Source organism: Brevundimonas sp. DC300-4 (genome assembly GCF_049897365.1).
In the GTDB taxonomy this organism is placed as follows: Bacteria; Pseudomonadota; Alphaproteobacteria; order Caulobacterales; family Caulobacteraceae; genus Brevundimonas.
The window spans coordinates 101,933-128,373 of the sequence record NZ_JAFCWC010000009.1 but is presented as its reverse complement, the minus strand read 5'-3'; the positions used below and the strand labels follow the sequence as shown (position 1 = coordinate 128,373).

The 26,441-nt window shown below is 68.3% G+C and carries 28 protein-coding genes; 12 read left to right on the top strand and 16 right to left on the bottom strand.

Annotation, left to right across the window (positions count from 1 at the left end):
* The 3 genes from ACP7AZ_RS14010 to ACP7AZ_RS14000 all read right to left on the bottom strand — a co-directional run.
* Positions 1 to 761 (bottom strand): IS630 family transposase (locus tag ACP7AZ_RS14010; RefSeq protein WP_426039247.1); only part of this gene is annotated, 761 nt, incomplete at its 3' end.
* A gap of 191 nt (positions 762 to 952) precedes the next feature.
* Complete coding sequence (locus tag ACP7AZ_RS14005; RefSeq protein WP_426039246.1) at positions 953 to 1,900, bottom strand: lysophospholipid acyltransferase family protein; 948 nt, start codon at positions 1,898 to 1,900, stop codon at positions 953 to 955.
* Positions 1,890 to 2,660 (bottom strand): SDR family NAD(P)-dependent oxidoreductase, encoded by a 771-nt coding sequence (locus ACP7AZ_RS14000; protein ID WP_426039245.1) that lies wholly within the window; start codon positions 2,658 to 2,660, stop codon positions 1,890 to 1,892. The genes ACP7AZ_RS14005 and ACP7AZ_RS14000 overlap by 11 nt, the downstream gene beginning before the upstream one ends.
* A 109-nt stretch (positions 2,661 to 2,769) precedes the next feature.
* Here ACP7AZ_RS14000 and ACP7AZ_RS13995 point away from each other — a divergent pair, with 109 nt between their 5' ends.
* Together ACP7AZ_RS13995 and ACP7AZ_RS13990 are read left to right on the top strand one after the other, a co-directional pair.
* Positions 2,770 to 4,044, top strand: a complete 1,275-nt coding sequence (locus ACP7AZ_RS13995) for an EAL domain-containing protein (RefSeq protein ID WP_426039244.1) — start codon at positions 2,770 to 2,772, stop codon at positions 4,042 to 4,044.
* A gap of 121 nt (positions 4,045 to 4,165) precedes the next feature.
* Entirely contained in the window at positions 4,166 to 4,897 is a 732-nt protein-coding gene (locus ACP7AZ_RS13990) for a hypothetical protein (RefSeq protein WP_426039243.1), read from the top strand.
* A 48-nt stretch (positions 4,898 to 4,945) separates the two neighbouring features.
* On the opposite strand, the gene ACP7AZ_RS13985 is transcribed toward ACP7AZ_RS13990, so the two are convergent.
* The 3 genes from ACP7AZ_RS13985 to lspA form a co-directional block, all read right to left on the bottom strand.
* Positions 4,946 to 5,395 carry a PaaI family thioesterase gene (locus ACP7AZ_RS13985; RefSeq protein WP_426039242.1) on the bottom strand — a complete coding sequence of 150 codons (450 nt, stop codon included), beginning with the start codon at positions 5,393 to 5,395 and terminating at the stop codon, positions 4,946 to 4,948.
* Between the two features lie 223 nt (positions 5,396 to 5,618).
* Positions 5,619 to 6,185 carry a DUF3035 domain-containing protein gene (locus ACP7AZ_RS13980; protein WP_426039241.1) on the bottom strand — a complete coding sequence of 189 codons (567 nt, stop codon included), beginning with the start codon at positions 6,183 to 6,185 and terminating at the stop codon, positions 5,619 to 5,621.
* A gap of 58 nt (positions 6,186 to 6,243) precedes the next feature.
* Positions 6,244 to 6,771 carry a signal peptidase II gene (gene lspA / locus ACP7AZ_RS13975; protein ID WP_426039240.1) on the bottom strand — a complete coding sequence of 176 codons (528 nt, stop codon included), beginning with the start codon at positions 6,769 to 6,771 and terminating at the stop codon, positions 6,244 to 6,246.
* 79 nt (positions 6,772 to 6,850) lie between these two features.
* Here lspA and ACP7AZ_RS13970 point away from each other — a divergent pair, with 79 nt between their 5' ends.
* Genes ACP7AZ_RS13970 through ribF form a run of 3 tightly spaced genes read left to right on the top strand, consistent with a single transcriptional unit; the run spans position 6,851 to position 9,208 of the window.
* Positions 6,851 to 7,720 (top strand): TIGR01459 family HAD-type hydrolase, encoded by an 870-nt coding sequence (locus ACP7AZ_RS13970; protein WP_426039239.1) that lies wholly within the window; start codon positions 6,851 to 6,853, stop codon positions 7,718 to 7,720.
* Positions 7,721 to 7,761: 41 nt separating this feature from the next.
* Positions 7,762 to 8,214 (top strand): MaoC family dehydratase, encoded by a 453-nt coding sequence (locus tag ACP7AZ_RS13965; protein ID WP_426039257.1) that lies wholly within the window; start codon positions 7,762 to 7,764, stop codon positions 8,212 to 8,214.
* Positions 8,215 to 8,227: 13 nt separating this feature from the next.
* Positions 8,228 to 9,208 carry a riboflavin biosynthesis protein RibF gene (ribF, locus tag ACP7AZ_RS13960; RefSeq protein WP_426039238.1) on the top strand — a complete coding sequence of 327 codons (981 nt, stop codon included), beginning with the start codon at positions 8,228 to 8,230 and terminating at the stop codon, positions 9,206 to 9,208.
* Here ribF and ACP7AZ_RS13955 read toward each other — a convergent pair.
* From ACP7AZ_RS13955 to ACP7AZ_RS13945, 3 genes are read right to left on the bottom strand one after another with little or no spacing between them, the layout of a single operon-like run.
* Positions 9,205 to 9,678 (bottom strand): hypothetical protein, encoded by a 474-nt coding sequence (locus tag ACP7AZ_RS13955; RefSeq protein ID WP_426039237.1) that lies wholly within the window; start codon positions 9,676 to 9,678, stop codon positions 9,205 to 9,207. The genes ribF and ACP7AZ_RS13955 overlap by 4 nt on opposite strands.
* A 2-nt stretch (positions 9,679 to 9,680) precedes the next feature.
* Positions 9,681 to 10,244, bottom strand: a complete 564-nt coding sequence (locus ACP7AZ_RS13950) for a DUF3828 domain-containing protein (protein ID WP_426039236.1) — start codon at positions 10,242 to 10,244, stop codon at positions 9,681 to 9,683.
* A gap of 14 nt (positions 10,245 to 10,258) precedes the next feature.
* Entirely contained in the window at positions 10,259 to 10,801 is a 543-nt protein-coding gene (locus ACP7AZ_RS13945) for a DUF3828 domain-containing protein (protein ID WP_426039235.1), read from the bottom strand.
* A 238-nt stretch (positions 10,802 to 11,039) separates the two neighbouring features.
* Between ACP7AZ_RS13945 and ileS the strand changes: the two genes are divergently transcribed.
* Positions 11,040 to 13,967: an isoleucine--tRNA ligase gene (gene ileS, locus ACP7AZ_RS13940; protein WP_426039234.1), complete on the top strand. Its 2,928-nt coding sequence runs from the start codon at positions 11,040 to 11,042 to the stop codon at positions 13,965 to 13,967.
* Between the two features lie 366 nt (positions 13,968 to 14,333).
* Here the strand turns inward: ileS and ACP7AZ_RS13935 are convergent, their stop codons facing one another.
* Positions 14,334 to 15,260, bottom strand: coding sequence for a hypothetical protein (locus ACP7AZ_RS13935; RefSeq protein ID WP_426039233.1), 927 nt, complete (start codon positions 15,258 to 15,260; stop codon positions 14,334 to 14,336).
* 99 nt (positions 15,261 to 15,359) lie between these two features.
* On the opposite strand from ACP7AZ_RS13935, the gene ACP7AZ_RS13930 reads away from it, so the two are divergent.
* From ACP7AZ_RS13930 to ACP7AZ_RS13915, 4 genes are read left to right on the top strand one after another with little or no spacing between them, the layout of a single operon-like run.
* The gene (locus tag ACP7AZ_RS13930) at positions 15,360 to 15,818 is read left to right on the top strand and encodes a RidA family protein (protein ID WP_426039232.1); all 459 of its coding nucleotides are present in this window, start codon (positions 15,360 to 15,362) and stop codon (positions 15,816 to 15,818) included.
* Entirely contained in the window at positions 15,815 to 16,972 is a 1,158-nt protein-coding gene (locus ACP7AZ_RS13925) for a GNAT family N-acetyltransferase (RefSeq protein ID WP_426039231.1), read from the top strand. The genes ACP7AZ_RS13930 and ACP7AZ_RS13925 overlap by 4 nt, the downstream gene beginning before the upstream one ends.
* Before the next feature lie 60 nt (positions 16,973 to 17,032).
* Positions 17,033 to 17,347 carry a hypothetical protein gene (locus tag ACP7AZ_RS13920; protein ID WP_426039230.1) on the top strand — a complete coding sequence of 105 codons (315 nt, stop codon included), beginning with the start codon at positions 17,033 to 17,035 and terminating at the stop codon, positions 17,345 to 17,347.
* Positions 17,344 to 18,651, top strand: coding sequence for a M20/M25/M40 family metallo-hydrolase (locus tag ACP7AZ_RS13915; protein ID WP_426039229.1), 1,308 nt, complete (start codon positions 17,344 to 17,346; stop codon positions 18,649 to 18,651). Before ACP7AZ_RS13920 ends, ACP7AZ_RS13915 begins: the two co-directional genes overlap by 4 nt.
* A gap of 32 nt (positions 18,652 to 18,683) precedes the next feature.
* Here the strand turns inward: ACP7AZ_RS13915 and ACP7AZ_RS13910 are convergent, their stop codons facing one another.
* The 3 genes from ACP7AZ_RS13910 to ACP7AZ_RS13900 form a co-directional block, all read right to left on the bottom strand.
* The gene (locus tag ACP7AZ_RS13910) at positions 18,684 to 19,292 is read right to left on the bottom strand and encodes an ankyrin repeat domain-containing protein (protein ID WP_426039228.1); all 609 of its coding nucleotides are present in this window, start codon (positions 19,290 to 19,292) and stop codon (positions 18,684 to 18,686) included.
* Between the two features lie 32 nt (positions 19,293 to 19,324).
* On the bottom strand, positions 19,325 to 19,906 hold the full coding sequence (locus ACP7AZ_RS13905) for a DUF4287 domain-containing protein (protein WP_426039227.1): 582 nt from the start codon (positions 19,904 to 19,906) through the stop codon (positions 19,325 to 19,327).
* Positions 19,907 to 19,968: 62 nt separating this feature from the next.
* The gene (locus ACP7AZ_RS13900) at positions 19,969 to 20,319 is read right to left on the bottom strand and encodes a hypothetical protein (RefSeq protein WP_426039226.1); all 351 of its coding nucleotides are present in this window, start codon (positions 20,317 to 20,319) and stop codon (positions 19,969 to 19,971) included.
* Positions 20,320 to 20,439: 120 nt separating this feature from the next.
* Here ACP7AZ_RS13900 and mutL point away from each other — a divergent pair, with 120 nt between their 5' ends.
* The gene (gene mutL, locus ACP7AZ_RS13895) at positions 20,440 to 22,281 is read left to right on the top strand and encodes a DNA mismatch repair endonuclease MutL (RefSeq protein ID WP_426039225.1); all 1,842 of its coding nucleotides are present in this window, start codon (positions 20,440 to 20,442) and stop codon (positions 22,279 to 22,281) included.
* A gap of 272 nt (positions 22,282 to 22,553) precedes the next feature.
* Here mutL and ACP7AZ_RS13890 read toward each other — a convergent pair whose 3' ends face one another.
* Together ACP7AZ_RS13890 and rsmD are read right to left on the bottom strand one after the other, a co-directional pair.
* A complete protein-coding gene (locus ACP7AZ_RS13890) occupies positions 22,554 to 23,345 on the bottom strand; it encodes a MerR family transcriptional regulator (protein ID WP_426039224.1) in 792 nt (263 codons plus the stop codon).
* Positions 23,346 to 23,379: 34 nt separating this feature from the next.
* A complete protein-coding gene (rsmD, locus tag ACP7AZ_RS13885) occupies positions 23,380 to 23,946 on the bottom strand; it encodes a 16S rRNA (guanine(966)-N(2))-methyltransferase RsmD (RefSeq protein ID WP_426039223.1) in 567 nt (188 codons plus the stop codon).
* 45 nt (positions 23,947 to 23,991) lie between these two features.
* On the opposite strand from rsmD, the gene ACP7AZ_RS13880 reads away from it, so the two are divergent.
* Positions 23,992 to 24,936, top strand: a complete 945-nt coding sequence (locus tag ACP7AZ_RS13880) for a CPBP family intramembrane glutamic endopeptidase (RefSeq protein ID WP_426039222.1) — start codon at positions 23,992 to 23,994, stop codon at positions 24,934 to 24,936.
* Here the strand turns inward: ACP7AZ_RS13880 and ACP7AZ_RS13875 are convergent.
* Positions 24,913 to 26,433, bottom strand: coding sequence for a pseudouridine synthase (locus tag ACP7AZ_RS13875; RefSeq protein ID WP_426039221.1), 1,521 nt, complete (start codon positions 26,431 to 26,433; stop codon positions 24,913 to 24,915). The genes ACP7AZ_RS13880 and ACP7AZ_RS13875 overlap by 24 nt on opposite strands.
* Positions 26,434 to 26,441 lie beyond the last annotated feature (8 nt).

Here is a 26,441-nt window from a genome sequence, read left to right as displayed (position 1 = left end):
ATGGTCTTTCCGGCCGGGACCTCGCGCTCGACGGCGTTCAGGAACCGGATGAACTCCTGATGCCGGTGGCGCTGCATGCAGCGGCCGATGACCTTGCCCTCCAGCACATCGAAGGCGGCAAAGAGGGTGGTCGTGCCGTGGCGTTTGTAGTCGTGGGTCATGGTCCCGGCGCGGCCCTTCTTCATCGGCAGACCCGGCTGGGTGCGATCCAACGCCTGGATCTGCGACTTCTCATCGACGCTGAGCACCACGGCGTGGGCCGGTGGATCGACATAGAGGCCGACGATGTCGCGGACCTTGGCGGCGAACTTCGGATCGTTGGACAGCTTGAAGGTGCGGATGCTGTGCGGGGCCAGGCCGTGGGCCTTCCAGATGCGCTGGACCGACGTCAGCCCCACGCCGGCCACCTTGGCCATCAGCCGGCCGGTCCAGTGTGTCGTCTCGCCGGGCGGCTCGCCCAGCGTCAGGGCCACGACCCGGTCGGCCACATCCTCCGGCAGTCGAGGCGTGCCGGGCGGCCGGGTTTTGTCGCGCAGCAGGCCTTCGACACCTTCGTCCATGAAGCGGGCCTGCCAGCGCCAGACCGCCGTCTTGCTGACGCCGGCCATGCGCATGATCGCCGCCGTGCCCAGCCCACCGGCCGTCCCCAGCACAATCCGGGCGCGCCACACATGCTTTTGCAGACTGTTGCGGTCATCGACGGTCGCCTGCAGGCGCTTACGATCGGTCGGGCTCAGATGCACGGTGACGCCTGTACGCATCCCGCAGACTCGCACGACGCCACGCCCCGGGAAATCCCACCCCGGACTCTTATGTCCCGATCATTCCACTAGCATCGCGAAATCGTACTGCCGGAAGTAGTTCATCCGTCTGACCGTCGCTCTTCAATTAAGCTTGGCCGTGCCGCCGGAAAGCTATTCGGTCGAACCCGCACCAAGACGTGAGCGCGCTCTTACTCGGCGTCTTCCAACTCCCGGTAGACCCGGTCCGGCCACCGCTTGTGGACCCAGAACCAGTCCACCGGATGCTCTCGCACCCGCGCCTCGACGAAGCGCGTGACCGCCTGTACCCCTCGCGTGATATCGCCCGTCCGGTCGCCGGTCCTGGCCAGTTCGATCGGCGCGTGCGCCGTGACCCGGAACCGCACGCCCGGCAGCCGGACCACCGACATCGGCTGCAGCACCGTGCCGAACCGCAGCGCCAGACGGCTCGGCCCCGGCGCCGCGTTCACCGGCTGGCCGAAGAAGGTCACTTCCGGCCCTTCCGAAAATTTCTGGTCGTTCATCAGGGCGACGCTCTCGCCGCGCGCCATCCCGGCCAGCAGCTCACGCGCCCCGTCCCCGCCCTTGGGGGCGAACAGCTTCACCCCGTACCGCGCCCGCGCCGCGATGATCTGGGCGTCGACATAGGGGTTGTTGGCCGCCCGATAGGTCACCTGCACCGGCACGCCCGAGGCCACCAGAACCGCGGCCATCGTCTCGATATTCGCCAAGTGGCCGGACACGAAGACCACCGGCTTGCCCGAGGCCCGGATCGCCTCGAGCCGCTCGGCCCCGACGATGTCGATCCGCCCCGACGCCGGGGTCAGCCGGTCCATCACCGCCGTCTCGGCGAAGGTGCGACCCGTCTGTTCCCACTGTTCCAGGGCCAGCCGTCGCCGCTCATCGTCGCTCATCTCGGGGAAGGCGATCCGCAGGTTCCGCAACACCGTCTTCTGCGTCCCCGTGACGGGGCCGAGCGTCCGCAGCACCCAGCCGCCGAAGTTCGAGGCGGGCTCCAGCCCGATCAGCCGCATCAGGCCGATGAAGCCCGCGAACAGCGTCGCCTCCAGCCGCCAGATCAGATCCTGACGAAGACCCGGCCCCCCGGCGCCCCGGCCCTTGCCGGCCTCACCAGGCAATCGTCAGCCCGCCGTCCACCACCAGGGTCTGGCCATTCACGTATGAGCCGGCCTTCGAGCACAGATAGACGGCCGTGCCCGCGATCTCGTCCGGCTGGCCGATGCGCTTCATCGGGTTCGGTTCGACCGTCACCTTCAGGACCTCCTCGTTTTCCCACAGGTAGCGGGCGAAGTCGGTCTGGATCAGGCCCGGCGCAATACAGTTGACCCGCACGTTCGACGGCCCCCACTCGACGGCCAGGTTCCGCGCCAGCTGCATGTCCGCCGCCTTCGACACATTGTAGGCGCCGATCAGGGCGTTGCCGCGCAGGCCGCCGATGGACGAGATGATCACGATCGCCCCGTCCTTACGCTCCAGCATCTGCGGGGCGACCATCTGGGTCAGCCAGTGGTTGGCCAGCACATTGTTGTGGAAGATCTTCTCGAATTGCTCGTCGGCGATCCCCGCCATCGGCCCGGCATAGGGGTTGGACGCCGCGTTGCAGACCAGGATGTCGATCTGGCCCCAGGCGGCGTTGGTCTCGTCGACCAGCCGCTGCAGGTCTTCCTTGGAGGCGATATTGGCCGGGATCGCTATCGCACGGCCCTCCCCGTACCTGCCGTTGATCTCCTTCACGACCTCCTCGCAGGGGCCGGCCTTGCGCGACGAGATGACCACCCTGGCCCCGTGCTCGGCCATCCGCTCGGCGATGGCCTTGCCGATTCCCTTGGACGAGCCGGTGATGACGGCGACCTTGCCGGTCAGGTCGAACAGTTCCATGCGTATCCCCTGTTTCGGCGTGGTTTCTTTGGCCCACACCCTAGCTGTTTCGTCCTGATACCCCGATACTCGGCCGATTCCATCCGGGAAGTCGGACTTCACCGTTCCCATGCGCGCACTGACCAACGGCTTCCTGTTCTTCGGCTACGTCTTTCTGGCGATGACGGTCGGCGCCTTCCTGTGGCGCGCCGGCCTCGGCATCGGCCCGGGCGTGGCTGCGACACTCGGCGTGCTGGGCGTCCTGACGGCGATCCACGCCATCTTCACCGGCATCGGCGAACGCAAGGCCCTGCGCACCGAGATCGGCCAGGTCCGCGAGGCCTACCGTTTGCTCGCCGACGCGCTGGAGCAGACCCAGACGGCGCTCGGCGACCTGGCCACCGCTATCGAGGCCGGCGCCCTGTCGCGCACCGATGAACTCGCCGGCGAAGTCCGCATGCTGGAAGACCTGATCCAGCAAATGAGCGTCTCCATCGACCAGCGCCTGTCGGTCACCCCCATGGTCGCTCCCGACAGTGTCGAGGCCCGCCGTCACTACCAGTCGAACCTGCTGCTCAAGACCGTCCACGACGCCCTCTCGGAAAACCGCGTCGACCTCTATCTCCAGCCCGTCGTCACCCTGCCCCAGCGCCGCACGGTCTTCTACGAGAGCTTCACCCGCCTGCGCGACTCGACGGACCGGGTCATGATGCCGGCCGAATACCTGTCGATCGCCGAGGGCGAGGGTCTGGTCCCCGCCATCGACAACCTGCTGCTGTTCCGCTGCGCCCAGATCGTGCGACGCTTGGCCCGTCAGGACCGCAGGGTCGGCGTCTTCTGCAACGTCGCCCTGTCCTCACTCGGCGACGAGACCTTCTTCCCGCAGTTCCTGGAGTTCCTCAGCGAGAACCGCGACCTGAACCAGGCCCTGATCTTCGAACTGGGTCAGGCGACCTTCGACGCCCGCGGCGCGGTCGAGGCCCGCAACATGGCCAAGCTGGCCGACCTCGGCTTCCGCTTCTCGATCGACAAGGTTCAGACCCTCGACCTCGATTTCAACGACCTTCAGCGGTCCGACGTCCGCTTCGTCAAGGTGGCCGCCGACCTGCTGATCGAACAGCTTCTGGATCTGGACGGCGGTTCGCCGATCCCGTCCCTGCGCGACATCCAGGCCGCCGACTTCGCCCAGCTGACCCGCCGGTACGGCATCGAGGTCATTGCCGAGAAGTGCGAGTCGGAACGCCAGATCGTGGATATCCTCGAGCTCGACATCTCCATGGGTCAGGGCCACCTGTTCGGCGAGCCTCGCGCCATCAAGGAAGCCGTCCTCGCCGAGACCGACCCGCCCGCCGACTTCGTGCGGTCGACGCTGATCAGCGCAGAGAAGCGTCGGCGGTACGCCTGACCTTGGTCCGGTAAGGGGACGTTTCGTCGCACCTGGATAGCCATGGCAAGCGCCGCCACGAACGTGCAGTGTGCGAGCCGAAACGGGGTCGAACGCCGATCTCCCGCCCCCCGGATGCACGATGACACCGATCAGAAACCTGGCCCTCATTCCTGCCGTGCTGGCGATGCTCGGCGCATGCTCTGCCCCCGAGCCCACACCCCCTGTTGAAGAGGCGACTGTCGCCGCCCCCAGCACCGTTCGGGTGCGCGGCACGGTCCAGTCCCTGGCGGGCGATATGATGACGGTTCAGACCTATGACGGCCGGACGGTCTCCGTACCCGTCGCAGCGGACACCCGGTTTGTCTGGGTCGCATCGTCCAGCCTCTCGACCCTCCAGGACGGCGATTTCGTGGGCACCGCAACAACGGGTCCGAAGACGGCCCTTCGAGCGGTCGAACTAGTGATCTTCCCCGAATCGATGCGCGGCGCCGGCGAGGGCCACTATGCCTGGGACACGCCGGGCGTTGTCGCGGCAAAGGGTGGCACCCCCGCCGCGTCGAGCGCCATGACCAACGGCACGGTCGCAAGCCAGAGCGCCATGACCAACGGTACCGTCGAAAGCCAGAGCATGATGACCAACGGGACGGTCTCCAGCAGCGAGTCTTCGTCCGGCGGCCGCACGCTGACCATCGCTTATGAAGGCGGCACGGCGAACGTCACCATTCCCGAGGGGACCCCGATCGTGCGGTTCGAACCCACCGAACGCGTGTCATTGGCGGTCGGACAGAAGGTCTATGCCGTCATACCCGCGGGTGCGACCACGGCCGGGTTCCTGGCGATGGGCAAGGACGGCGTCGTTCCGCCGATGTAGCCCGCCATCGGCGCTGTTCGGGTCGGCGGCGACCGCGATCCAGGCTGGCTACTTCGTCTCCATGACCAGACAGGTGGAGGTCGCGGTCGCATAGAGTTTGCCGTCCACGCCCTTCAGGTCCGCCTCGGCGAAGCCCGCACGCCGTCCGATCTGCACGATCCGCCCCTCGGCCTTCACCGTCACGCCCTCGGTCAGGGCGCGATGGAAGACCGTCTTGATCTCCAGTGTCGTGTAGACCTGTCCCGGCCTCAGCATCGAATGCACCGCGCAGGCGCAGGCCGAGTCCAGCAGAGTCGCCATCCAGCCGCCGTGCACCGTGCCGATGGGATTATACACCGCCCGCGTCGGCGTCCCCTCGAATACCACCCGGCCTTCCTCGACCTCGGTCAGCCGATAGTCGAGGGTCTTCGCGATCGGAGCCGCGTTGTCGTCGGCCTGGAACCCGAGCCGCAGTTGTTCGACCCCGGACAGGTGGCTCAGTGAGCGAAGATCAGCCATGCGAAGGGTCCCTGGGAGAAGTCCATCTGCAATAAGGACTGTCCTGTGGTCTGTGCAAGCCAGTCCTCCCCCATCGGGGGTCGATGCCGACGGAGCTGCGGCAAGGAGGGGACCACGACGTGGTGGAGGGGGCCGGCCGCGATCACGGAGTGTGGGTCTGGCCCCCTCCACCACGTCGCGAAGGCGCGCCGCGCCACCTCCCCCAACGGGGGAGGATTGATCCCTACAGACCCGGCAGCTTGAACCCGCCCGAGCGGCGCGGCGCGATCACGATCGAGTTCTGCGTGCCCGTCAGCGCCTGCAGGCGTGCGTTCTCGCTGGCGGCGTCGATGGTCACCGCCCCCTGGGCTGTCTGGGTCTGGGTCGGGGCCTGAGAGGCCGAGTCGTCGCGGCGCCAGAACAGGATGCGGTTGGCGAAGCTCTCTTCCTTGTGCGCCAGGTCGCCGAACTCGTCGTCGATGACATAGCGGGCCAGGGGGTCGGCGCGGTCGGCGCCGGCGGCGACCACCAGGGCCTGTTCGCCCGGGGTGCGCGTGATCGCCTGACGCTGGCCCAGCAGGATCTGGCGGGCGGCGCTTTCGGGGGCCAGTTCCTGCGGGCGCGGCTGGCCCGGCGCAGGCGGACGCAGCCCGTATTCCGGCGGCACGGTCAACGGGGCCGAGGCCACGGTCAGGAACTCGTCCGGCACGACCTTGGTCAGGCCGATGGACTGGCGCAGGCCGCCACAGGCGGTCAGGGCAACGGCCGAGACGGCGATGGCGGACACGGTCAGGATACGGGCAGTTCGCATGGGTCGGTTCGGCTCCGGCGCAAAACCTGCGCTCTGGACAGCAGGAAAGAGCGGGTGATTACGCCTTTTCGTGGGCCGCGCCAACGGCCTGCTTCCGCTCCGACACCACACTGTCGATAATCAGCAGCAGAACGCCGATGGTGATGGCGCTGTCGGCGATGTTGAAAACCCACGGAAACACGCCGGTCCCCGAGAAATCGATGAAGTCCACGACATAGCCGTACTGGATCCGGTCGATGGCATTGCCGATGGCCCCGCCAATGACCAGGCCGATGGCTGCGACCAGGGTGCGGCGCTCCGCCTTCAGCGCCCACCACGCCAGCGCGGCCGCCACGAGGATCGAGAAGACGCTCAACGCCCAGCGCGCTTCACCGCCTCCGAACAGGCCGAAGCTCACACCGGTGTTGCGGACCATTGTGATGTTCAGGATGCCCGGGATCACCTCGGCGAACAGATAGCCGGAGGGGATCATGGCCGGGTCCGACACATCGGCGGATCCGAGAACCCACGCCTTGGTCAACTGGTCCATCACGATGACGAACAGGGCGAAGCCATAGGCGGCCCAGGCGATGCGAGGGATTTTCATGCGCGTCCGGTTAGCAGGACATGGTCGCGCCGCCAAACCCTCGCTTCACCCTTTCGACCTGACGCGTTAGTCACGCGCCATGACCCAGCCCCACGCCCTCCCCAGCCTCAGCGCCGTTGCCGCCGACTACGACATCCTGCTGTGCGACGTCTGGGGCGTGATCCACAACGGCCGCGAAAGCTGGCCCGAGGCCTGCGAGGCCCTGACGAAGTTCAATGAACACGGTGGCCACGTCGTGCTGATCTCCAACTCGCCGCGGCCGGCCTCCGACGTCATCGCCCAGCTCGACGACCTTGGCGTGCCCCGCGACAGCTGGAAGGCCTTCGTCACCTCGGGCGACGCCACCCGGATGGAGCTGGCCCGCCGCGCGCCCGGCCCGGCCCTGATCATCGGTCCGGCCCGCGACGATATCCTCTACGAAGGCCTGGACCTGCAGCGCGCGACCAGCGTCGCGGACGCCGCCTTCCTGTCGGTCACCGGCATGATCGACGACGAGACCGAGACGCCCCAGCACTATTTCGAACAGCTGTCCGAGGCCGCCGCCCGCGATCTGGAGCTGATCTGCGCCAACCCCGACCGCATCGTCCAGCGGGGCGACAGGATCATCTACTGCGGCGGCGCCCTCGCCGATGTCTACGAATCGCTCGGCGGCCGGGTCACCATGGCCGGCAAGCCCTACGGCCCGATCTACGCCCTGTCCCTCGCCGAGGCGGAAAGCCTCATGGGTCGCCCGGTCGACCGCTCCCGCGTCCTCTGTATCGGCGACGGCGTCATCACCGACGTCCTCGGCGCCAACCAGCAGGCGCTCGACTGCCTGTTCATCGCCCAGGGCATCCACGGCGACGCCGCGCGCGGCGACGACGGCCTGATCGACCCGGTCCGCGCTCAGGGCCTGCTGACCGCCGAAACCGCCTACGTGCGCTACGCCGCCCTGGGCCTGAAGTGGTAGTTCTCGCCAAATCGGCGAAGCGCGTCTAACACCGCCACATGATTACCGGACCTCACCCCTCGGGCGGCTACATCCTCGAAGAACTTGAGCCCGGGATGGTGGCGATCAAGGACGTGACCATCACAGAGGACCGTATCCAGCAGTTCGCCGAGGCCTCGGACGATTTCAACCCGGTCCACATGGACGAGGCGTTCGCGTCGAGGACGGCCTATCGCGGGCGGATCGCCCACGGCCTGCTCTCGGCCTCGTTCGGTTCGGCCGTCGTCGGCACCATTCTGCCCGGGGCCGGCGCCATCTACCTCAGCCAGTCTCTCGCCTTCCACAAGCCGGTCCGCATCGGCGACGTGGTGACCGCGAAGATCACCGTGGCCTCCGTCGATTCCGAATCGGCCCGCGTCATCCTGCGTACCGAAGGCTATGTCGGCGGCGAGATGATCATGGAGGGCGAGGCCACCGTGCGCGTTCCCCGCCGCCGCCGTCCCGCCAAGGCCTGATCGAGGCCAGGCCGTGCCCATCGACATCATCCGCGACTGGCGCGACCTGCCCGCTTCGCAGAGAGGCGCCGCCGCCGCGCTCGGCGCCTTCGATGGCGTCCATAGGGGCCATCAGGCCGTTATCGCCTCGGCCCGCATCGCGGCCGACCGCCTCGGCGCCCCCCTGGCCGTCGTCAGCTTCGACCCGCATCCGCGCCGCTGGTTCCAGCCGGACGCCGCCCCCTTCCGCCTGATGACGCCCGGCCAGATGGCCCGTGCGCTGGAGCCTCTGGGGGTGAGCCGCCTCTACCTCCTGCCCTTTGATGCCGGCATGGCCGCCATGTCAGACGAGGCCTTCGCCATCGACGTGCTCGCCGGCCTGCCTCAGGCAGCGCAAGGCGCCGCAGGCCGCAAGGATGGCCTGGGCCTGGCCCACGCCTCGGTCGGCTTCGACTTCACCTACGGCAAGGGCCGCACCGGTTCGCCCGATGCCCTGGCCCGCATCGGCCGCCAGTTGGGCTTCTCGGTCGCGGTCACCGAACGGATCGACGACATCGGCGGCCTGAAACTGTCGTCCAGCGCCGTGCGCGAGGCCCTGAACGCCGGCGACATGGCCCGCGCCGCCGCGATCCTGAGCAGGCCCTTCGCCATCGAGGGCGAGGTCGTCCACGGCGACAAGCGCGGCCGCACCATCGGCGTCCCCACCGCCAACGTCCGCCTCGGCGACTACATGCGCCCCGCCTACGGGGTCTATGCCACCCGCACCCGCCTGCCCGACGGCCGCGTCATCGACGGCGTCGCCAACCTGGGCGTCCGCCCCATGTTCGAGATCGCCGAGCCCCTGCTCGAGGTCTGGCTGTTCGACTTCGCGGAGGACCTCTACGGCGAGACGGTCGAGACCGAACTCGTCGCCCTGATGCGCGGCGAAATGAATTTCGACGGCCTCGACGCTCTCAAGACCCAGATCGACGCGGATGCTGCGGCGGCGCGGACGGTGCTCGCCGCCAAGGCCTAGCGCGCGGCGTAGATCTCGCCGGTCCACACCTGTTGCGCGCCAGTCAGTTCATCTGCCGACACCGGATCACCGTAAACTGCAACAATTGGCCATCCGCGTGATGCCCGCTCCGTGGTCGCCATCAAGGCGTAGCCTTCGGCCTGAAGTATCGGATCGACGCGAGACGTATCGCCATCGAAAAGGGTCAGAACTGATCCCCGGCCGAAGACGTAGAGGGTGGTCAGCCTCTCCTGCCGCCCGTCGCCGTTCAGATCAATCCGACCGGAGCATTCCCTGTCGTCCGTTGTCGGTCTGGTTCCGGTCCCAGGCTTGAGGATGCAACCACCCGGGTCGAGCCGAACCCAGCCCGCCTGTTGCGCGGATACCGCCACGTCACGGACCAATCCCAGGCGCGAATGTGAAGCTCCGGTCGTTGCGCAGGCCTGCAGTGCGGCGGCGAAGATCAGGACGCTGCCCGGCGCCCCGCCCATCCTCACCCCGCCGCCTCGGCGACCGCCATCAACGTGTCGTGCAGCGAGTCCGTGCCGTCGATGATGTCGTCGACCTTCCAGTTCGGCCCTTCGCGGACCAGCTTGAGCTTGAGGGTCTTCTGTTCGCCCATGTTGGTGAAGGCGACATTGGCTTCGGCGGTGTTGGCGTCCGCCTGGGCGACCGCCGTGGCGGTGACAACGAAATCGCCCTGGTCCTGACAGGCGCAGAAGGGGTCGTAGTTCAGGGTCGGGACCTCGCCGTTCGCGGCCCGGAAATCGGCGCCGATCAGGGCGTTCATCGTGCGCGAGAACATCGGGTCCTGCCCCGGCGCCGGCTGCTCGCCTTGCGGCCCGCCGTTGACGTACTGGGCATAGATCGTCCGCACGAAGGCCTCGGGCCCCTCGCCCGCCGCTGCATAGACCTGGTCGCGCGACACCGGTCCAGTCGCAGCCGTTGCACCGGCCGTTGCGGAGGCCGACGCCGTCTCCGGCGCCATGGCCTCCTTGTCTTGAGAACAAGCCGCCAACGCCACGGCGGCGGCCGAAAGCATCATCACACTGCGCATCGTCAGTCTCCGTCTCATGCCGGCGGTTGCGTCCTGGCCTCGGCGATCCAGGCGTTCAGTTGCTGAACCAGCGGCTCACGCTCGAACTCATCGCCCATGTCCTGGTAGGTGATGTCGTCGATCCGCCACTGCGCATCCTCCAGCACCAGCTTATAGGTCTTGTGATGCACGGCGTTGCCCGGTTCGGCGAAACCCTGGACCGAGACCACGTCGGCGGTGGTCGGACCGGTCGAGGTCGCCGTGGCCGACTGCAGCACCGGTGTCCCGTCCTGGCAGTCGCAGATCGGCTGGGCGTCGAAGAAACCCTGATCGCCTTCCTGCGTCAGTCGAACCGTTTCCGCCAGCAGCGCCCGCGTCCGCGCCGACCACATCGGGCTCTCTTCCACCATCTCCGCATTGTCCTCGGAGGCTTCGTACAGGCTGCGGATAAACACCTCTGGCGTCGTGGCGGCCTGAGTCGTCGCGACCGTCGCGGGCGCGGCTTCCGCCTTCTCCGTCGGCTGGGTGCAGGCGGCCAGCGCCAGGCTGGCGGCGGTCAGCATCAGGATGGTGCGCATCGTGTTTCGTCCCCGTCGGCGCGTCATCGCGCCGTTCGAAAGCGACGTTACCGCAACCCCGCGCTTTTCCCAGCCCCCGCGCCCTGATAGGACGATGGCCCATGGACGCGCGCCGGATCATTCCGATCGAGATTAGCCGCCCGGCGTAGCGCCGACGGGGCCTCATCGCCCTCGCTTACGCCGGGACCTCCAGCCGAACTCACCCCGACGCCCAAAAGAATTGCTTGAGACCGACCTCATGGCCGACGACGCCCAGACTCCCGAATCCACCACCCGCGACTACCGCGAGACCGTCTTCCTGCCCGAGACGCCCTTCCCCATGCGCGGCGGCCTGCCCCAGAAGGAACCGCTGATCCTGGAACAGTGGGGCGACCTCTATTCGACCCTGCGCGCCCGGCGTCAGTCCGAAAACGCCCCGCTGTACGTGCTTCACGACGGCCCGCCCTACGCCAACGGCGACATCCACATCGGCCACGCCCTGAACAAGACGCTGAAGGACTTCGTGGTCCGTTCGCGCTTCCTGCTCGGCTACGACGTCGACTTCGTGCCCGGCTGGGACTGCCACGGCCTGCCGATCGAGTGGAAAATCGAGGAACAGTACCGCGCCAAGGGCCGCCGCAAGGACGAGGTCTCCAAGGCCGAGTTCCGCGCCGCCTGTCGCACCTACGCCGCCGGCTGGATCGAGGTTCAGAAGGCCCAGTTCCTGCGCCTCGGCATCACCGGCGACTTCGAGAACCGCTACGCCACGATGGACTATTCGGCCGAGGCCGCCATCGTGAAGGAATTCCACAAGTTCAAGAACTCGGGCCAACTCTATCGCGGCTCCAAGCCCGTCATGTGGTCGCCGGTCGAGCGCACGGCCCTGGCCGACGCCGAGATCGAATACCACGACCACGTCTCGCCCACGATCTGGGTCAAGTTCCCGGTCATCGCCGCGACCGACGACCACCCCGACGACCTGCTGGCCTTCCGCCACCAGACGCCGTCGATCGTCATCTGGACCACCACGCCCTGGACCATCCCGGCCAACCGGGCGATCAGCTACGGCCCCGAGATCGCCTATGGCCTGTATGAGGTCCAGTCGATGGAGACGGGCCTGGAGTTCGAGCCCTGGGCCAAGCCGGGCGACCGTCTGATCCTGGCCGACAAGCTGGCCGAAGAGGTCTTCAAGGCCGCGAAGATCGCGACCTGGACGCGTCTGGACGACATCAACCCGTCCGGCCTCGTCTGCGCCCACCCGCTGGCGGAGCTCGACGACGGCTACCGGTTCAACGTGCCACTGCTCGACGGCGACCACGTCACCGACGACGCGGGCACCGGCTTCGTCCATACGGCGCCCGGCCACGGCGCCGACGACTTCGAGGTCTGGAAGGCCCACGGCCATCACGAAGTGCCCGACACCGTTGATCCCGACGGCGCCTACTACCCGTCCGTCCCCCTGTTCGCGGGCCTCAAGGTGCTCGAGACCGAGGGCAAGAAGACCGGCAAGTTCGGCAGCGCCAACCCCGCCGTCATGGACAGGCTGATCGAGGCCGGAACCCTGCTGGCGCGCGGCCGTCTCGAACACTCCTACCCCCACTCCTGGCGCTCCAAGGCCCCGGTCATCTTCCGCAACACGCCCCAGTGGTTCATCCGCATGGACCAGGCGCTGGACCACGCCGACGGGGCGACCCTGCGCGAGACGGCGCTCGCCTCCATCGACCAGACCGACTTCCACCCGGCCGCCGGCAAGAACCGCATCCGCTCGATGGTCGAGGGTCGCCCCGACTGGCTGGTTAGCCGCCAGCGCGCCTGGGGCACGCCTCTGGCCATGTTCGTCGACAAGCACACGGGCAAGCCCCTGCATGATCCCGAGGTCGACGCCCGCATCGTCGCCGCGATCGAGGAAGGCGGCGCCGATGCCTGGTACACCCGCCCCGATAGCGACTTCCTCGGCCTGCACGACCCGGCCAACTACGAGAAGATCGAGGACATCCTCGACGTCTGGTTCGATTCCGGCTGCACCCATGCCTTCGCGCTGGAGACCCGCGACCCGGCCCACGGCTACGTCGGCGACCGCCCCAGCCACTGGCCGGCTAACCTCTATCTCGAGGGCTCGGACCAGCATCGCGGCTGGTTCCAGTCCAACCTGCTCGAAGGCTCCGGCACCCGCGGCCGCGCCCCCTATGACGCCGTGCTCACCCACGGCTTCACCCAGGACGAGAACGGGGAGAAGATGTCCAAGTCCAGGGGCAACACCACCGACCCCGCTGTCATCATCAAGGAATCCGGCGCCGACATCCTGCGCCTGTGGGTCGCCCTGGTGGACTATGCCGAGGACCAGCGGATCGGGAAGCAGATCCTCCAGACCACGGTCGACGCCTATCGCAAGCTCAGGAACACGGTCCGCTACCTGCTGGGCGCCCTGGCCGATTTCGACGAGGCCGAGCGCGTCGACTACGCCGACATGCCGCCCCTGGAACGGTTCGTCCTGCACCGGCTGTGGGAGCTCGACCTCCAGGTGCGCGGCGCCTACGAGACCTACCGTTTCCAGGACGTCGTCCGTCCGGTGCTGGAGTTCTGCGCCGGCGACCTCTCGGCCCTGTATTTCGACATCCGCAAGGACAGCCTCTACTGCGACCGCCCCGACGCGATCCGTCGTCGCGCGGCGCGCACGGTGATGCACGAGGTCTTCGTGCGCCTGACTGCATGGCTCGCCCCGCTGACCCCCTTCACCATGGAAGAGGCCTGGACCACGCTTTATCCGGACGCGGGGACGAACTGCGCCCGCGTGATCCCGCAGACGCCGGATCAGTGGCGGAACCCGGAAGAAGCGGCGCGCTGGGCTTCGGTGCAGTCGGTGCTGGAGGTCGTCAATGACGCTCTCGAGGGCGCTCGTCGCGAGAAGACGATCGGCGGGGCGCTCGATGCCTGGCCGACAGTCACCGGGCCGGCCGGCGCCTTCGCGGCCTTTGCGGACCTGGACGCCGCCGAGGTGTTCCGCACCTCAGGCGCCGAATTGGCGGAAGGCGGCGACACCATCACCGTCTTCATCGCGCTGGCCGACTACCCCAAATGCGCCCGCTCCTGGCGCCGCGTCCCCGACGTCGGCTCCGACCCGCAATACCCCGACCTCTCCGCCCGTGACGCCGACGCGGTGCGGTGGTGGGACAGCAAGCACGGCTGACGCTTCCCTCTCCCGGCGGGAGAGGGATTGAGCACACGGCGGCGCAAGCCGTCGTCCTTGTGCGAAAGGGTGAGGGGTTGGCGCCAACCGGTGAGGGCACGCCCCTCATCCTTTCGGCTGACGCATCGCTGCGCTCTGCGAGCCTCAAGCCCTCTCCCACCGGGAGAGGGATCGGCGTCCCATACCCATCAACGGACGCCCGAATTCGCCTAACGAATTCAACGCCCGGCTCTAACGAAAGGCCTTTTACCCATCACGGTCTGAAACGGCCGTAAACTGTCTCGCTCATTCAAGGAGGCGCACAGCAAAATCCACCCCGCGCGACTCTGTCGACTCTGTCGAGTCTATTCTGGAGTCGCGCAGCCTTCAGGCCGCCTCGGCCATCTCCATCGCGGCCTTGCGCTGTTCCGCCCACGGAATCAGCGTCGATTTCGGCCAGGCCACCAGCCACGAGGTCGGCGTGTATTCGCCGCTCTCGATCAGCGCCTTGCGCGTCGGCGAGGACGCGCTGGCCCGTTCCGAATGGATCGGCGCCGGGCCCTGGTGGATGATGAAGGCCCCGCCCTTGAGGGGGTTCAGCCTCAGATAGGCCAGTCGCGGGCTGATGGTCTCCAGCGGCGGATCGTAGAACCAGCTGGACCCGATCATCCCGGCCAGCTCGGGCCGTGTCTTGCAGATCGCCGCGGCCGTCGCCCACGCCCGGTCCCAGCCGGCCTCGTTGAAATCGGCCAGCTGGCGGCTTTCGGTGTGGACCTCCAGCCAGGGCTTCTTCCAGCCCTGGGCCCGCACATAGGAAACCAGCTGCGACCAGCCATGGCCCTCGCGCCCGTTTCGCACCACCTGCCCCGGCCCCATGGGCGACGACAGGTCGATGGTCTGGGTCAGGGCCCCGGGCATGCTCAGGACCAGGGCCATGCGCACGTCCTTGGCCCAGTGGTCCGGATCATAGGCCGCATTCGTATTGGCGGCCGCCGTGAGGAACTGGGCCATCTTGTCCATCCAGTAGGGATAGAGCTCCATGACCTCGCCCGGCAGCGCCGCCTGTTTCGCCCGCCCCGGCAGTTCCAGCGCCCAGGTCGCGACCAGGGCCCGGCGCATCGCGTCCGTGGCGCCTTCGCCCAGGGCCTTGTCGGCGGCATGTGCCGGCAGGTCGAAATTCCAGTGGGGCGCGGCGGTGACCGCCGGGTCCACGGCTTCGACCGAGGCGATATCGACCCGCGTCCGCTCTTCGGCGGTCAGTCGGGCCCGGATGGCCTTGAAGGCCTCGATCAGGGTTTGGGTCAGCGTTTCCATCACCCGATACTGGCACACGCCGGTTGGCGAAGACTTAAAGGCTGGCGAGGCGTCGCACCGCCGCGCTAAACCCCGCGCAACACCTATATGGAGCCCAAGATGTCCATCAACGCCCGCCTCGCCGAACTCGGTATCGCCCTGCCTCAGCCCGCTGCGGCGGTGGCCAACTACGTCCCGTTCGTGCGGACCGGAAATCTGGTCCATATCTCGGGCCAGTTGTCGAACGACGCCTCGGGCGGACTCAAGGGCACGGTGGGCGAGGACGTCACCCCGGACCAGGCCAACGCCGGCGCCCGCCTCTGCGGCATCAACCTTCTGGCCCAGCTGAACGCCGCGCTCGACGGCGACCTCGACCGCGTCGTCCGCGTCGTCAAGCTCGGCGGCTTCGTCCAGGCCGGCCCCGGTTTCACCGCCATCCCGGCCGTCATCAACGGCTGCTCGGACCTGATGGTCGAGGTGTTCGGCGACGCCGGCCGTCACGCCCGCTCAGCCGTCGGCGTCTACCAGCTGCCCCTCGGCTTCGCCGTCGAGGTGGACGCCATCGTCGAGGTGCGGTGAGCCCGCAGCCCGAGTTCACGCTCCAGGTCCATGACAGCCTCGCGGCCATCGGTCGCGAGGCGTGGGACGCCTGCGCCGCCCCGACCGGCGATCCCTTCGTCTCGTTCGACTTTCTGAACGCCTGCGAAGCCTCCGGCAGCGCCGTCGCCAGTCAAGGCTGGGGCCCGCGTCACCTGACCCTGATGGGGCCCGATGACACTGTCCTCGGCTGTATGCCCCTCTATCTGAAAGGCCACAGCCAGGGCGAATACGTCTTCGACCACGCCTGGGCCGACGCCTACCAGCGCGCCGGCGGCCGCTACTATCCCAAGCTGCTGGGAGCGGTGCCGTTCACCCCCGCCACCGGCCCCCGCTTCCTGCACGCTCCGGGTACGGACGAGGCGACTGTCCGCGCCGCCCTGATCCAGGGCGCCCTGACCCTGACCGAGCGGCTGGGCGTCTCGTCCCTGCATGTGAACTTCCCGACACAGCCCGAATGGTCGGCCATGGGCGAGGCCGGGATGCTGCGTCGCCAGGACATGCAGTTCATCTGGAGGAACGAGGGCTACCAGACCTTCGACGACTTCCTCGCCGCCCTGTCCTCCAACCGCCGCAAGACCATCCGCCGCGAGCGCCGCGACGCCCGGGCCGGCCTCGACATCCGCGTCCTGACCGGCGCCGACCTCACGGAGGCCCACTGGGACGCCTTCTTCGACTTCTACCAGGACACGGGCGAGCGTAAATGGGGCCGCCCCTATCTGACGCGCGCCTTCTTCTCGATGATCGGGGAAACGATGGCCGAGCGCATCGCCCTGGTCATGGCCTTCCGCGACGGCGCGCCCATCGCCGGCGCCCTGAACTTCATCGGCCGCGACGCCCTGTACGGCCGCCAGTGGGGGGCGCTGGAAGAGGTCCCCTTCCTGCATTTCGAGCTCTGCTACTATCAGGCCATCGAGTTCGCGATCGCCCACGGCCTCTCCCGCGTCGAGGCGGGCGCCCAGGGCGAGCACAAGATGGCGCGCGGCTACCTGCCCTCCCCCGTCTATTCCGCCCACTATATCGCCGACCCTGCCCTGCGCGGTCCCGTGGCCCAGTATCTCGTGCAGGAAAGCGCGGGGGTGGAGGCCGAGATCGCGGCGATGACGGCGGAATACTCGCCCTATCGGACGGCCTGATTGCCACGGGTCGCCTTGGCTGCTCATATTCCCGAAACCTCGATTTCTCCCGGAGCGCCCATGTCCCGTCTGCTGATCCTCTTGGCCTCGGCCGCCCTCGCTACTCCGCTCGCCGTCGCTCCGGCCTCGGCCCAGTCCGTCGATCGCGTCGCCGTCAACGGCATCCTCGACCAGGGGCTGAATCACTCGCAGGTCATGCAGACCGCCGCCCATCTGACCGACAACATCGGCGGCCGCCTGACCAACTCGCCGGCCATGCGCGAGGCCGAGACCTGGACCCAGCAGCAGTTCCGCGACTGGGGCCTGTCCAACGTCCGCACCGAGGCTTCGAGTTCGGCCGCGGCTGGTCGATCGTGCGCTCCAGCGCCCGGATGACCGAGCCGCGCGTCATCGACCTGCGCGCCATCCCCATCGCCTGGACGCCCGGCACCAATGGAACGATCAGCGCCGGTGTCGTCGTCGCCCCGATGACCAGGGTCGCCGACTTCGAGCGCTTCCGGGGTCAGCTGCGCGGCAAGATCGTCATGGTCACCCAGCCCAACACCGGTTCGGAGCCCGCCGAGGCGCCCTTCCGCCGCCTGACCGACGAACAGCTCCGCAGCGGCAACGTCTATGTCCAGCCCCAGTATTCCCCTGCCGCCATCGAACGTCAGCTGGACGCCCCGAACTTCGCCGTCGCCCTGGACGACTTCCTCGCCGGGGAAGGCGCCCTCGCCCTGGTCCGCATGTCCGCCCGCGACGGCGGTCTGCTGCACGGGACCGGCTCGGGCTTCCGCGTCGGCCAGACGCCCAGGGTTCCCGGCATGGAACTGGCCGCCGAGGACTATCGCCGCCTCGCCCGCCTCGCCCGGACCGACACCCCGCCGACGCTGGAGCTGATGAGCGAGGTCGAGTTCCACGATGAGGACGTCAACGCCTACAACGTCCTAGCCGATATTCCGGGTACGGACCGCTCCGGTGAATACGTCATGGCGGGCGCCCACCTCGACAGCTGGGTCGCCTCCGACGGCGCCAGCGACAACGCCGCCGGCAGCGCCGTGGTCATGGAGGCCGCCCGGATCCTGATGCAGCTCGGCGTCCGTCCGAAACGCACCATCCGCTTCGCCCTGTGGAACGGAGAGGAGCAGGGCCTGTGGGGCTCTCTGGCCTATGTCGATCAGCATCTGGCGACGCGCGCCCCCTCAACCGACCCAAGGCTGGCGGGTCAACCGAACAACCGCACCTGGCGCAACCGTTGGCCGATCCAGCCGCGCGAGGGCCATGCCGACCTGACCGCCTATTTCAACATCGACAACGGGTCGGGACGGATCCGCGGCATCAATGCCGAGGGTAATGTCGCCGCCGCGCCCATCTTCCAGGAATGGCTGGCCCCGTTTGCCAGCCTGGGCGCCTCCACCGTCTCCCTGCGCACCTCGGGCGGCACCGACCACGTCTACATGCAGAGCGTCGGCATCCCGGGCTACCAGTTCATCCAGGACCCGCTCGACTACGACAGCCGCATCCACCACACCTCGGTCGACAGCTACGACCACCTGAAGCCGGACGACCTGCGTCAGGCGGCGGTCATCCTGGCCAGCTTCCTCCTGAACGCCGCCAACCGCGACCAGCCCCTGCCCCGGATGCCGGTCCCTACCCAGCCGACGCCGAGCGATCCGTTCGAATACCTGCCGGCGGAGTGATCTTCAGCGAGGCGGAGGCTCCGGCTTCCGCCTCAGCCCAGCATCCGAATGATCTCGGCCTGTTGCGCCTTCATGACCGGCGCGCCGCTCCCGCCCCGACCTGTGGCCTTGATCGCCAGCATCATAGGCGTCGAGCCCTTCCCGTTCCGGCGCAGGGGGTCAGCTCCCATCGCCAACAGCGCCTCGACGGCTGCGGCGCAGCGCTTCCTGACAGCCCGGTGCAGCGGCGTGACCCCGGACTTGTCGATCGCGTCGGGATCGGCCCCTGAGGACACCAGGCTGGCGATCACCGCTGCCTGCGCCGCCGGGTTCCAGCTATCCGACCCGGGCATTCCGTCCGCCGCATAGTGCAGGGGTTGCGCGCCACGCCGGTTGGCGGCCGCGACGTCGGCGCCGAACCCGATCAGCTGGCGCACGATCCCTACCTGATACGCCGCTGCCGCGATGTGGAGCGCCGTATCCCCGGCATAAACATGGTGCTGGATTTCCGGCAGAAAGACATCCGCCTCCCCTCGCGACGCGCCCTTAGTCACTACCGCTCGCGAGATCGCGGGACAGGCGGCGAGGATCTCGTCCACCGTCATCGTGTCCGCCGCGACGATCGCCTTCAGCAGGCCCCAGAGTGGCTCGTCTTCAGTCATGTCCGGATCGGTCCCGCCTGCCTGCGCCCAAGCTAGCCCCGCTCGGCCGCAGCCGCGAACAGTCGTGCAATCTCGCCGTCCACCGCTGCGGGATCGTCCAGCTCGACCGTGGCGCTCAGCCGTTCGGACCAGCTTTCCTTGCGCGCCGCGGGCGACAGCCGCGCCGAGGCTTCCGGTTCCAGCTTCAACCCTAGCACGGCCTGCCCGCCCTTCAGCGGTCGCACGGCCGCGAACTGTACGGCGCGACTGAACGCGGTGTAGCCCTTCCGTTGGCCGGAAATGACGCCCTGAACCCCGGAGGCGAGAGCCTCGACGGCCTCGAGGATGGCCAGAGACCCGGCCTCCTTCCACAGGGCCGCACGCAGTTCCGCCGGCTCATCCCAGCCCGGCTGCGCGGCGGGATTGAAGGCGTCCAGGATGTATAAGGCGTGGTTCTGGCCCACGCCGTATTCGGCTTTCAGCCAGGCCTGCCGGGCCTTGGGCGCGGTCTCCGGGCAGGTCTTCATGATCTCGACCCAGGCCTCCAGCGACCGGCCGCTCCGGGTCTCGAAATTCGCCTTCACCGTGGCGAACCATTTCGCCTGACGCTCGGTCAGCTGGGGTCCGGGCTTCATCCGCTCATCCCGCAATTGGAAACGGCCGGGACTTTCGCCCCGGCCGCCGCCGAAAGTCAGTTTCAGCCGCCGTCGTTGAGGTTCAGCGACTCACCGTTGATGGCGCAGAAGTCGACGCCCATGACGATCAGATCGGGGGTGTCGTCATCGAACACGACTTTGATGTCGTATTCGCAGTCTTCAAGGCCGTCATCGATGGTGACCTGTACGCTGTCGCCGCTGCCGACGACCTGGTCGCCCAGGATGTCTTCTTCCCAGTCGTTGGTCGACGGGATGGAGATGAACAGTTGGACGACGACTTCGCTGGTGCCGTTGTTCAGGGTGAAGTCCAGCGGGCCGGTCTGGGCCGAGGCGCTGGAGGCGACGAAGGTGAAGGCGAGCGCAGCGGCCGCCGACAGGAGTTTGATGGTCATGAACAGGTCTCCCCAGGCCCGACGCGGACCCTGGCGCCTATGGCTACACCGGTTTTCGCAGCGAGCAAGCCACGCAATCTGACGACCTCGCGCGCATTCGGCGCTAGGATCGCGAATCCCATGCCCATCCGCCGCCTCCCGCCCGAGACCGTCAATCGCATCGCCGCCGGCGAGGTGGTCGAACGGCCGTCCAGCGCCATCAAGGAGCTGGTCGAGAACGCCCTCGACGCCGGGGCGACCCGGATCGAGATCCAGGCCGACGGCGGCGGCCTGTCGCGCATCCTGATCGCCGACGACGGCCATGGCATGGCCCCGGACCAGCTGGCCCTCGCCGTCGAACGCCATGCGACGTCGAAGCTGGAGCCTGACGACGCGGGCGACGTCGACCTGTTGCGTATCTCGACCCTGGGCTTCCGGGGCGAGGCCCTGCCGTCGATCGGCTCGGTCGCCCGCCTGACCATCACCAGCCGCGCGAAAGACGGCGACGCCCACCAGATCACGGTCGAGGGCGGCGACCAGCGTCCGGTCGCGCCCGCCGGCTTCCCCGGCCCCCACGGCGCCCGGGTCGAGGTCCGCGACCTGTTCTACGCCACCCCGGCCCGGCTGAAGTTCATGAAGTCCGAGCGGTCGGAGGCCATGGCCATCTCCGAGGAGATCAAGCGCCAGGCCATGGCGCATGAGACCGTCGCCTTCACCCTCGACCTCGACGGCCGGACCACGCTGAGGCTGCCCGCCGAACACCCCGGTGACGAAGGCCGGCTGAAACGTCTCGCCGCCCTGCTGGGCCGTGACTTCGAGGCCAATGCCCTGCTGATCGACCAGTCGCGCGAGGGCATACGGCTGTCGGGCTATGCCGGCCTGCCGACCTATTCGCGCGGCAACGGCGGGCACCAGTATCTGTTCGTCAACGGCCGCCCGGTGCGCGACCGGCTGCTGCAGGGGGCCTTGCGGGGCGCCTATGCCGACTTCCTCGCCCGCGACCGACATCCGGCGGCGGTGCTGTTCCTCGAGATCGACCCGCTGTTCGTCGATGTGAACGTCCACCCGGCCAAGGCCGAGGTCCGGTTTCGCGACCCGGCCATGGTGCGCGGCCAGATCGTCGGCGCCTTGCGTCACGCCCTGCATGCCGCCGGCCACCGCGCCTCGACGACTGTCGCCGACAATGTGCTGGCCGGGTTCACGGCGCACACGGGCCCGGCCTGGAGTCCCTCGTCTCCAACCGCCCGGGGCTTCAGCGGCTGGACCGGCTGGGAGCGGCCTGTCGCCGCCAATCAGGACATCCCGGGCCTGTCGGAGATGTCCGTCCGCGTCGAGGCCCCGCCCGCCGACTTCCAGCACTGGCCCGAACAGTCCGGCGCGCCCAACCCCGCCGACCCGATCGACCAGCCGCTGGGGGCCGCCCGGGCCCAGGTCCATGGAACCTATATCGTCGCCCAGACCCGCGACGGCATCGTCGTGGTCGACCAGCACGCGGCCCACGAACGGCTCGTCTACGAGCGGATGAAAGCCCAGATGGCCGAGGGATCGGTGACACGCCAGGCCCTGCTGACGCCCGAGGTGGTTGAGCTGGACCCCGCCGAGGCCGACCGCGTCCTGGCCCGCGCCGACGAACTGGCCCAGCTCGGCCTCATCGTTGAACCCTTCGGCGGCGGGGCCGTGCTGGTGCGCGAGACCCCGGCCCTGCTCGGCGACACAGACGTCCAGGGCCTGATCCGCGACATCGCCGACGACCTGGCCGAACACGGCGCGGCCCTGGCTCTGTCGGAACGGCTCGGCGAGGTCTGCGGGACCATGGCCTGCCACGGTTCGGTGCGCGCCGGCCGCGTCCTGTCGGCGCCCGAGATGAACGCCCTGCTCCGCCAGATGGAGGCCACGCCCCACTCCGGTCAGTGCAACCACGGCCGCCCGACCTATGTGGAGCTGAAGCTCAACGACCTTGAGAAGTTGTTCGGAAGACGTTGAAAACGCTTGTACGGCCCTCGGCGGCCGGGGAACTGGACTCTAAAAAACACCGTCCAAAGAGTCCAATGAGTCCATTCGCCCCGGCGACTCTGTCTGCGTGGGAGTTCTCGATCCTTTACGGGCTGCAGTTCACGACACACCAGTATGGGGGCGTTTCTGAGGGTGGTTGATAAAAGGCCTCTCGTTAGAGCCGGGCCTTGATTTCAAAGGTGAATTCGGACGATCCGTTGATGGGTATGGGGCACTGACCCTCTCCCCTTTCGGGAGAGGGACTAGACCAGATTGCGCTTCCCGTAGCCCGCCATCGCCTCGGCCATCCATTCCGCGAGGCCCGGTCGAGCCGCATCATACAACGCCTTGAACTCCGCGTTCTCGACATACAGCCGCCCCAGACCGGCATAGGCCTCCGCCGTCGGCGACGTCTTCCAGCTCTTGGTTACCCAGGCATGATGCCGGGCCAGCAGCGGATCCAGCGCCGGATCGTCGGCCGCCGTCCCCTGCCCCATCGCCAGGGCGAAATCGTCCCGTAACGCCATCGACTCGGCCCGCCAGTCCTCACGCTGGTCCGCCGACATGGCCGCCATCGCTTCGCGACCCATCTCGATCCGTTCGCGCGCCGGTTCGCCGTATTTCTCGATCAGCCAGGCCTCGTATTCGGCCTGTTTCTGCGGGCTGAAGCCCTCGTACAGTTGCTTGTCCATGATCGTCGTTCGTCCTTCCAGTTCGGCGATCGTGCGGTCGATCGTCCGGGCCAGACGGCGATAGAGGTCCGCTTCCTGTTCCAGCCGCGACCGCTGCTCGCGCAGCGCCGTCAGCCGGTCGGGGTCCTCGGCGTCCAGCAGGGCCGGAATGTCGCTGAGCGCGACCCCGAACTCCCGATGGATCAGGATCTGCTGCAGGCGCAGCAGTTCCGTTCGCCCATAGTAGCGGTATCCGTTCTCGCCGACCGTCGCGGGCTTCAGCAATCCGATGTCGTCATAGTGGTGCAGCGTCCGGACCGAGGTCCCGGACAGCTTCGCCAGCTGGCTGACGGTATGGATCGTGTGGCGCGCGTCGTTCCGCATGGACAGACCTATGGGGCCTCACGCGGCGTGAGGGTCAAGCGCTCCGTCTGAGAAACAGCACCCGCGCGGCGCCGTAGTCGCGCGCGTCCAGCCTGTCGTAGCCGGGCGTGTCGATGTCCGGCTCGTCCGAGCCGCGCTCGAACACCACGATGGCGCCGGGTTTCAGCCAGTCGCCGTCCAACAGCCGTTGCAGCGACTGCTCGCCCAGCCCCTTGCCGTAGGGCGGGTCGAGGAAGGCGAAGTCGAAGGCCTCGCCGTCCGATCCCGGCCGCACGCCCATCTCGACGGCGCTGCGCCGATGCACGCGCGTCGCGCCCATGATGCCGTAGGCGTCGGCGTTCTCGCGGATGGCCCCGCGCGCCTCGTCGTCGATCTCCACGAAGACGCAGAAGCCCGCGCCCCGGCTCATCGCCTCGAAGCCCAGCGCCCCCGATCCGGCAAACAGGTCCATGACCCGCGCACCCTGCAGCGGCTCGGCCCATGATGCATGTTCCAGGACGTTGAACACGGCCTGACGCGCGCGATCGGAGGTCGGGCGCGTGCCCTGTCCCTCAGGCGCCACGATGGCGCGACCTTTGAGCTTTCCGGCGACGATCCTCATGGCCTGCCTCTGGACCGAAACCGCGACGCAATGCAACGGTAAGTCATGTCCCCGTATGAAGCGCTCGTCCGTGCCGTTCCCCTCGCGCGCCGGTCGCCGATGATCACCGGCTTCGAACCGCAACGGCCCTGGCTCAAGCTGGGCGGCTTCATCGCCCTGGCGATGCTGCTGATGGTCGTCGTCACGATCGTCCTGGCCATCATCGTCCGCATCATTCCCGGGGCGACCGATCAACTAGGCCTGTCCGGGCCCCTGCCGGAGACGCCCCTCCGGCTGATCGGCGAGAGCGTGAGCACCCTGCTGCTGGCGGCGATACTGGGCAGTCTGGCCGTGGCCATTCTCGCCGCGGCGTCCATGATCTACCTGCGTCCACTGGCGGACTTCCTGTGGCCCGGCCGCAGGTTCAATGCCGGGGATCTCGGCGTCGGCTTCCTGGCGATGGCCTGTGTCAGCGTGATCCTGTTCCCCTTCTATCTGGTGATGGGCGCACAATGGACCCCGCCGCTTCTCAGCCCGACCTATGCCGACTGGACACGGCCGGTCTTCGTCGTAGCCAGCATCGTCGGCCTGCTCGGCGCGGCGGCGGCGGAGGAGGTCGTCTGTCGCGGCGTCCTGCTGCGTCTCACGACCCAGCTGACGCGGCATCCCGTCGTCCTGTGCCTGATCAACGGCCTGCTGTTCTCGGCCCTGCATCTCGACCCCGAGCCCGTGGCCTATGTCGCGCGGGCCTTGTCCGGCGCGATCTGGACCTGGGCCGCGATTCGGCTGGGCGGGCTGGAATTCGCCATCGGCGCCCACCTGGCCAACAACCTGATGATCTGCCTGTTCTGGCAGCCCCTCTCCGCGAGCGAGGTGGGACGCGATTCGGACTGGATCGAGCTGGCGCCGGAGGTCTTCGTGGCCATCGTCATGCTGGTCGTCATAGAGCGGTTGGCCGACGGACCTCGCGACTGGCGACTGGCGCGATTAGCCCCGCGAGGGGCCGCGTGATCCGCCGGGCTTGCCGCCCGTAGGACGAGGACCACCCGGGCCAGAGCGAGGCCCGCTGGAACGCGGCGCGCCGGCGCCGTCGCGCGGCTTGAAGTCGCGTTTGGGCTTATCCCCGTCGCGAGCCCAGGTCGCCGATTTCGGACCGATGATCTTGTCCTCGCGCGGCTTGAACACCCGGGCGGGCCGTTCGCCGCCCGCAGCGCCCTCTTCGCGAGGCTGCCACGGCTTCTTGATCGAGGGACCGCGCGGATTGGGCGCGCCGGCCTTGGCCCAGCCGGCCTTCTTCGGCGGCCGGTTGGCGCGTTCGACGCCCTGGACATGAGCGGTCTCGGCGGCGCGCACGCGGCTGGGCTTGCGCGACGGGTCCGACATGGCCGAGCCCGAGACGCCCGCCACCTTCGGCGTGCTCGTGCGGCGACCCGGCACGGGCGCCGGCGTGGCGACGGTGTTGCCCTCGGGCAGATTGTCGGGGCGGATGTGTTCGCCCAGCAACTCGCGGATCACGCGAGGGCCGATTTCCTCGACCGAGCCGGTCGCCAGGGTCCCCAGCTGGAAGGGTCCGTAGGCCAGGCGGATCAGCCGGTTGACGGTCAGGCCGACCGATTCCAGCACCTTGCGGACTTCGCGGTTCTTGCCCTCGGCGATCTGGACGCTGATCCACAGGTTGGCGGCCTGCGAGCCGTCCTCCTTGGTCGTGGCCTTGTCGATGGTCGCCTCGACCGGGCCGTAGCGGACGCCGTCGACGGTGACCCCGTCCTTCAGCCTGTCGAGCTCGGCCTGGGTGATCCGACCCCGCGCCCGCGCCCGGTACTGACGCACCAGCGCCGTCTCCGGCAGCTCCAGGGCGCGCGACAGCTCGCCGTCGTTCGTCAGCAGCAGCAGGCCTTCGGTGTTGATGTCCAGACGCCCGACCGAGATCACCCGCGGCAGGCCGCTGGGCAGGGCGTCGAACACCGTCGGCCGCCCTTGCGGATCGTTGTGCGAGGTCAGCAGGCCGACCGGCTTGTTGTAGCGCCAGACCCGCGTGGCCTGGGCCGCCGCGATCGGCTTGCCGTCCACGGTGATGACGTCGTCGCGCGTCACCAGGGTCGCCGGAGTGTCAAGGATGCGGCCGTTGACCGCTACCTTGCCCAGGCCGATCAGCCGCTCGACCTCGCGGCGCGAGGCGATGCCGGCGCGCGCCATGGCCTTGGCGATCCGCTCGCTGCGTTTCGGCTCGACCGGCGCGGTATCCTTGCCTGGCTTGCCGCCCGGCTTGCCACCGGCGCGCGGGCCCTTCGGCTTCGGTTCCGGGCGTGCGCCCTTGTCCGGCGCATAGGCGCGTCCGCTGCCCGAGCTCCGGCCGCCTTCAGGGGCCTTGGTGCTGGACTGGAACAGGGCGGCGGAGGCCGAGCCGGGGCGCGCGGAGCCGCTTTTCGGGCGGTCGCCGGGCTTATGCGCCCTCGGGGCTTGACTGGGCCGGGGCTTCTTGTCGTTGTCGTCTGTATGGCGGGCCATGATGAGCG

What these genes read in the sequence shown, in the direction of transcription:
- ACP7AZ_RS14000 (WP_426039245.1), bottom strand. Translation starts at nt 2,660, where the DNA reads ATGGAACTGTTCGACCTGACCGGCAAGGTCGCCGTCATCACCGGCTCG.
- ACP7AZ_RS13995 (WP_426039244.1), top strand. Translation starts at nt 2,770, where the DNA reads ATGCGCGCACTGACCAACGGCTTCCTGTTCTTCGGCTACGTCTTTCTG.
- ACP7AZ_RS13990 (WP_426039243.1), top strand. Translation starts at nt 4,166, where the DNA reads ATGACACCGATCAGAAACCTGGCCCTCATTCCTGCCGTGCTGGCGATG.
- ACP7AZ_RS13985 (WP_426039242.1), bottom strand. Translation starts at nt 5,395, where the DNA reads ATGGCTGATCTTCGCTCACTGAGCCACCTGTCCGGGGTCGAACAACTG.
- ACP7AZ_RS13980 (WP_426039241.1), bottom strand. Translation starts at nt 6,185, where the DNA reads ATGCGAACTGCCCGTATCCTGACCGTGTCCGCCATCGCCGTCTCGGCC.
- lspA (WP_426039240.1), bottom strand. Translation starts at nt 6,771, where the DNA reads ATGAAAATCCCTCGCATCGCCTGGGCCGCCTATGGCTTCGCCCTGTTC.
- ACP7AZ_RS13970 (WP_426039239.1), top strand. Translation starts at nt 6,851, where the DNA reads ATGACCCAGCCCCACGCCCTCCCCAGCCTCAGCGCCGTTGCCGCCGAC.
- ACP7AZ_RS13955 (WP_426039237.1), bottom strand. Translation starts at nt 9,678, where the DNA reads ATGGGCGGGGCGCCGGGCAGCGTCCTGATCTTCGCCGCCGCACTGCAG.
- ACP7AZ_RS13950 (WP_426039236.1), bottom strand. Translation starts at nt 10,244, where the DNA reads ATGCGCAGTGTGATGATGCTTTCGGCCGCCGCCGTGGCGTTGGCGGCT.
- ACP7AZ_RS13945 (WP_426039235.1), bottom strand. Translation starts at nt 10,801, where the DNA reads ATGCGCACCATCCTGATGCTGACCGCCGCCAGCCTGGCGCTGGCCGCC.
- ileS (WP_426039234.1), top strand. Translation starts at nt 11,040, where the DNA reads ATGGCCGACGACGCCCAGACTCCCGAATCCACCACCCGCGACTACCGC.
- ACP7AZ_RS13935 (WP_426039233.1), bottom strand. Translation starts at nt 15,260, where the DNA reads ATGGAAACGCTGACCCAAACCCTGATCGAGGCCTTCAAGGCCATCCGG.
- ACP7AZ_RS13930 (WP_426039232.1), top strand. Translation starts at nt 15,360, where the DNA reads ATGTCCATCAACGCCCGCCTCGCCGAACTCGGTATCGCCCTGCCTCAG.
- ACP7AZ_RS13920 (WP_426039230.1), top strand. Translation starts at nt 17,033, where the DNA reads ATGTCCCGTCTGCTGATCCTCTTGGCCTCGGCCGCCCTCGCTACTCCG.
- ACP7AZ_RS13915 (WP_426039229.1), top strand. Translation starts at nt 17,344, where the DNA reads ATGACCGAGCCGCGCGTCATCGACCTGCGCGCCATCCCCATCGCCTGG.
- ACP7AZ_RS13910 (WP_426039228.1), bottom strand. Translation starts at nt 19,292, where the DNA reads ATGACTGAAGACGAGCCACTCTGGGGCCTGCTGAAGGCGATCGTCGCG.
- ACP7AZ_RS13905 (WP_426039227.1), bottom strand. Translation starts at nt 19,906, where the DNA reads ATGAAGCCCGGACCCCAGCTGACCGAGCGTCAGGCGAAATGGTTCGCC.
- ACP7AZ_RS13900 (WP_426039226.1), bottom strand. Translation starts at nt 20,319, where the DNA reads ATGACCATCAAACTCCTGTCGGCGGCCGCTGCGCTCGCCTTCACCTTC.
- mutL (WP_426039225.1), top strand. Translation starts at nt 20,440, where the DNA reads ATGCCCATCCGCCGCCTCCCGCCCGAGACCGTCAATCGCATCGCCGCC.
- ACP7AZ_RS13890 (WP_426039224.1), bottom strand. Translation starts at nt 23,345, where the DNA reads ATGCGGAACGACGCGCGCCACACGATCCATACCGTCAGCCAGCTGGCG.
- rsmD (WP_426039223.1), bottom strand. Translation starts at nt 23,946, where the DNA reads ATGAGGATCGTCGCCGGAAAGCTCAAAGGTCGCGCCATCGTGGCGCCT.
- ACP7AZ_RS13880 (WP_426039222.1), top strand. Translation starts at nt 23,992, where the DNA reads ATGTCCCCGTATGAAGCGCTCGTCCGTGCCGTTCCCCTCGCGCGCCGG.
- ACP7AZ_RS13875 (WP_426039221.1), bottom strand. Translation starts at nt 26,433, where the DNA reads ATGGCCCGCCATACAGACGACAACGACAAGAAGCCCCGGCCCAGTCAA.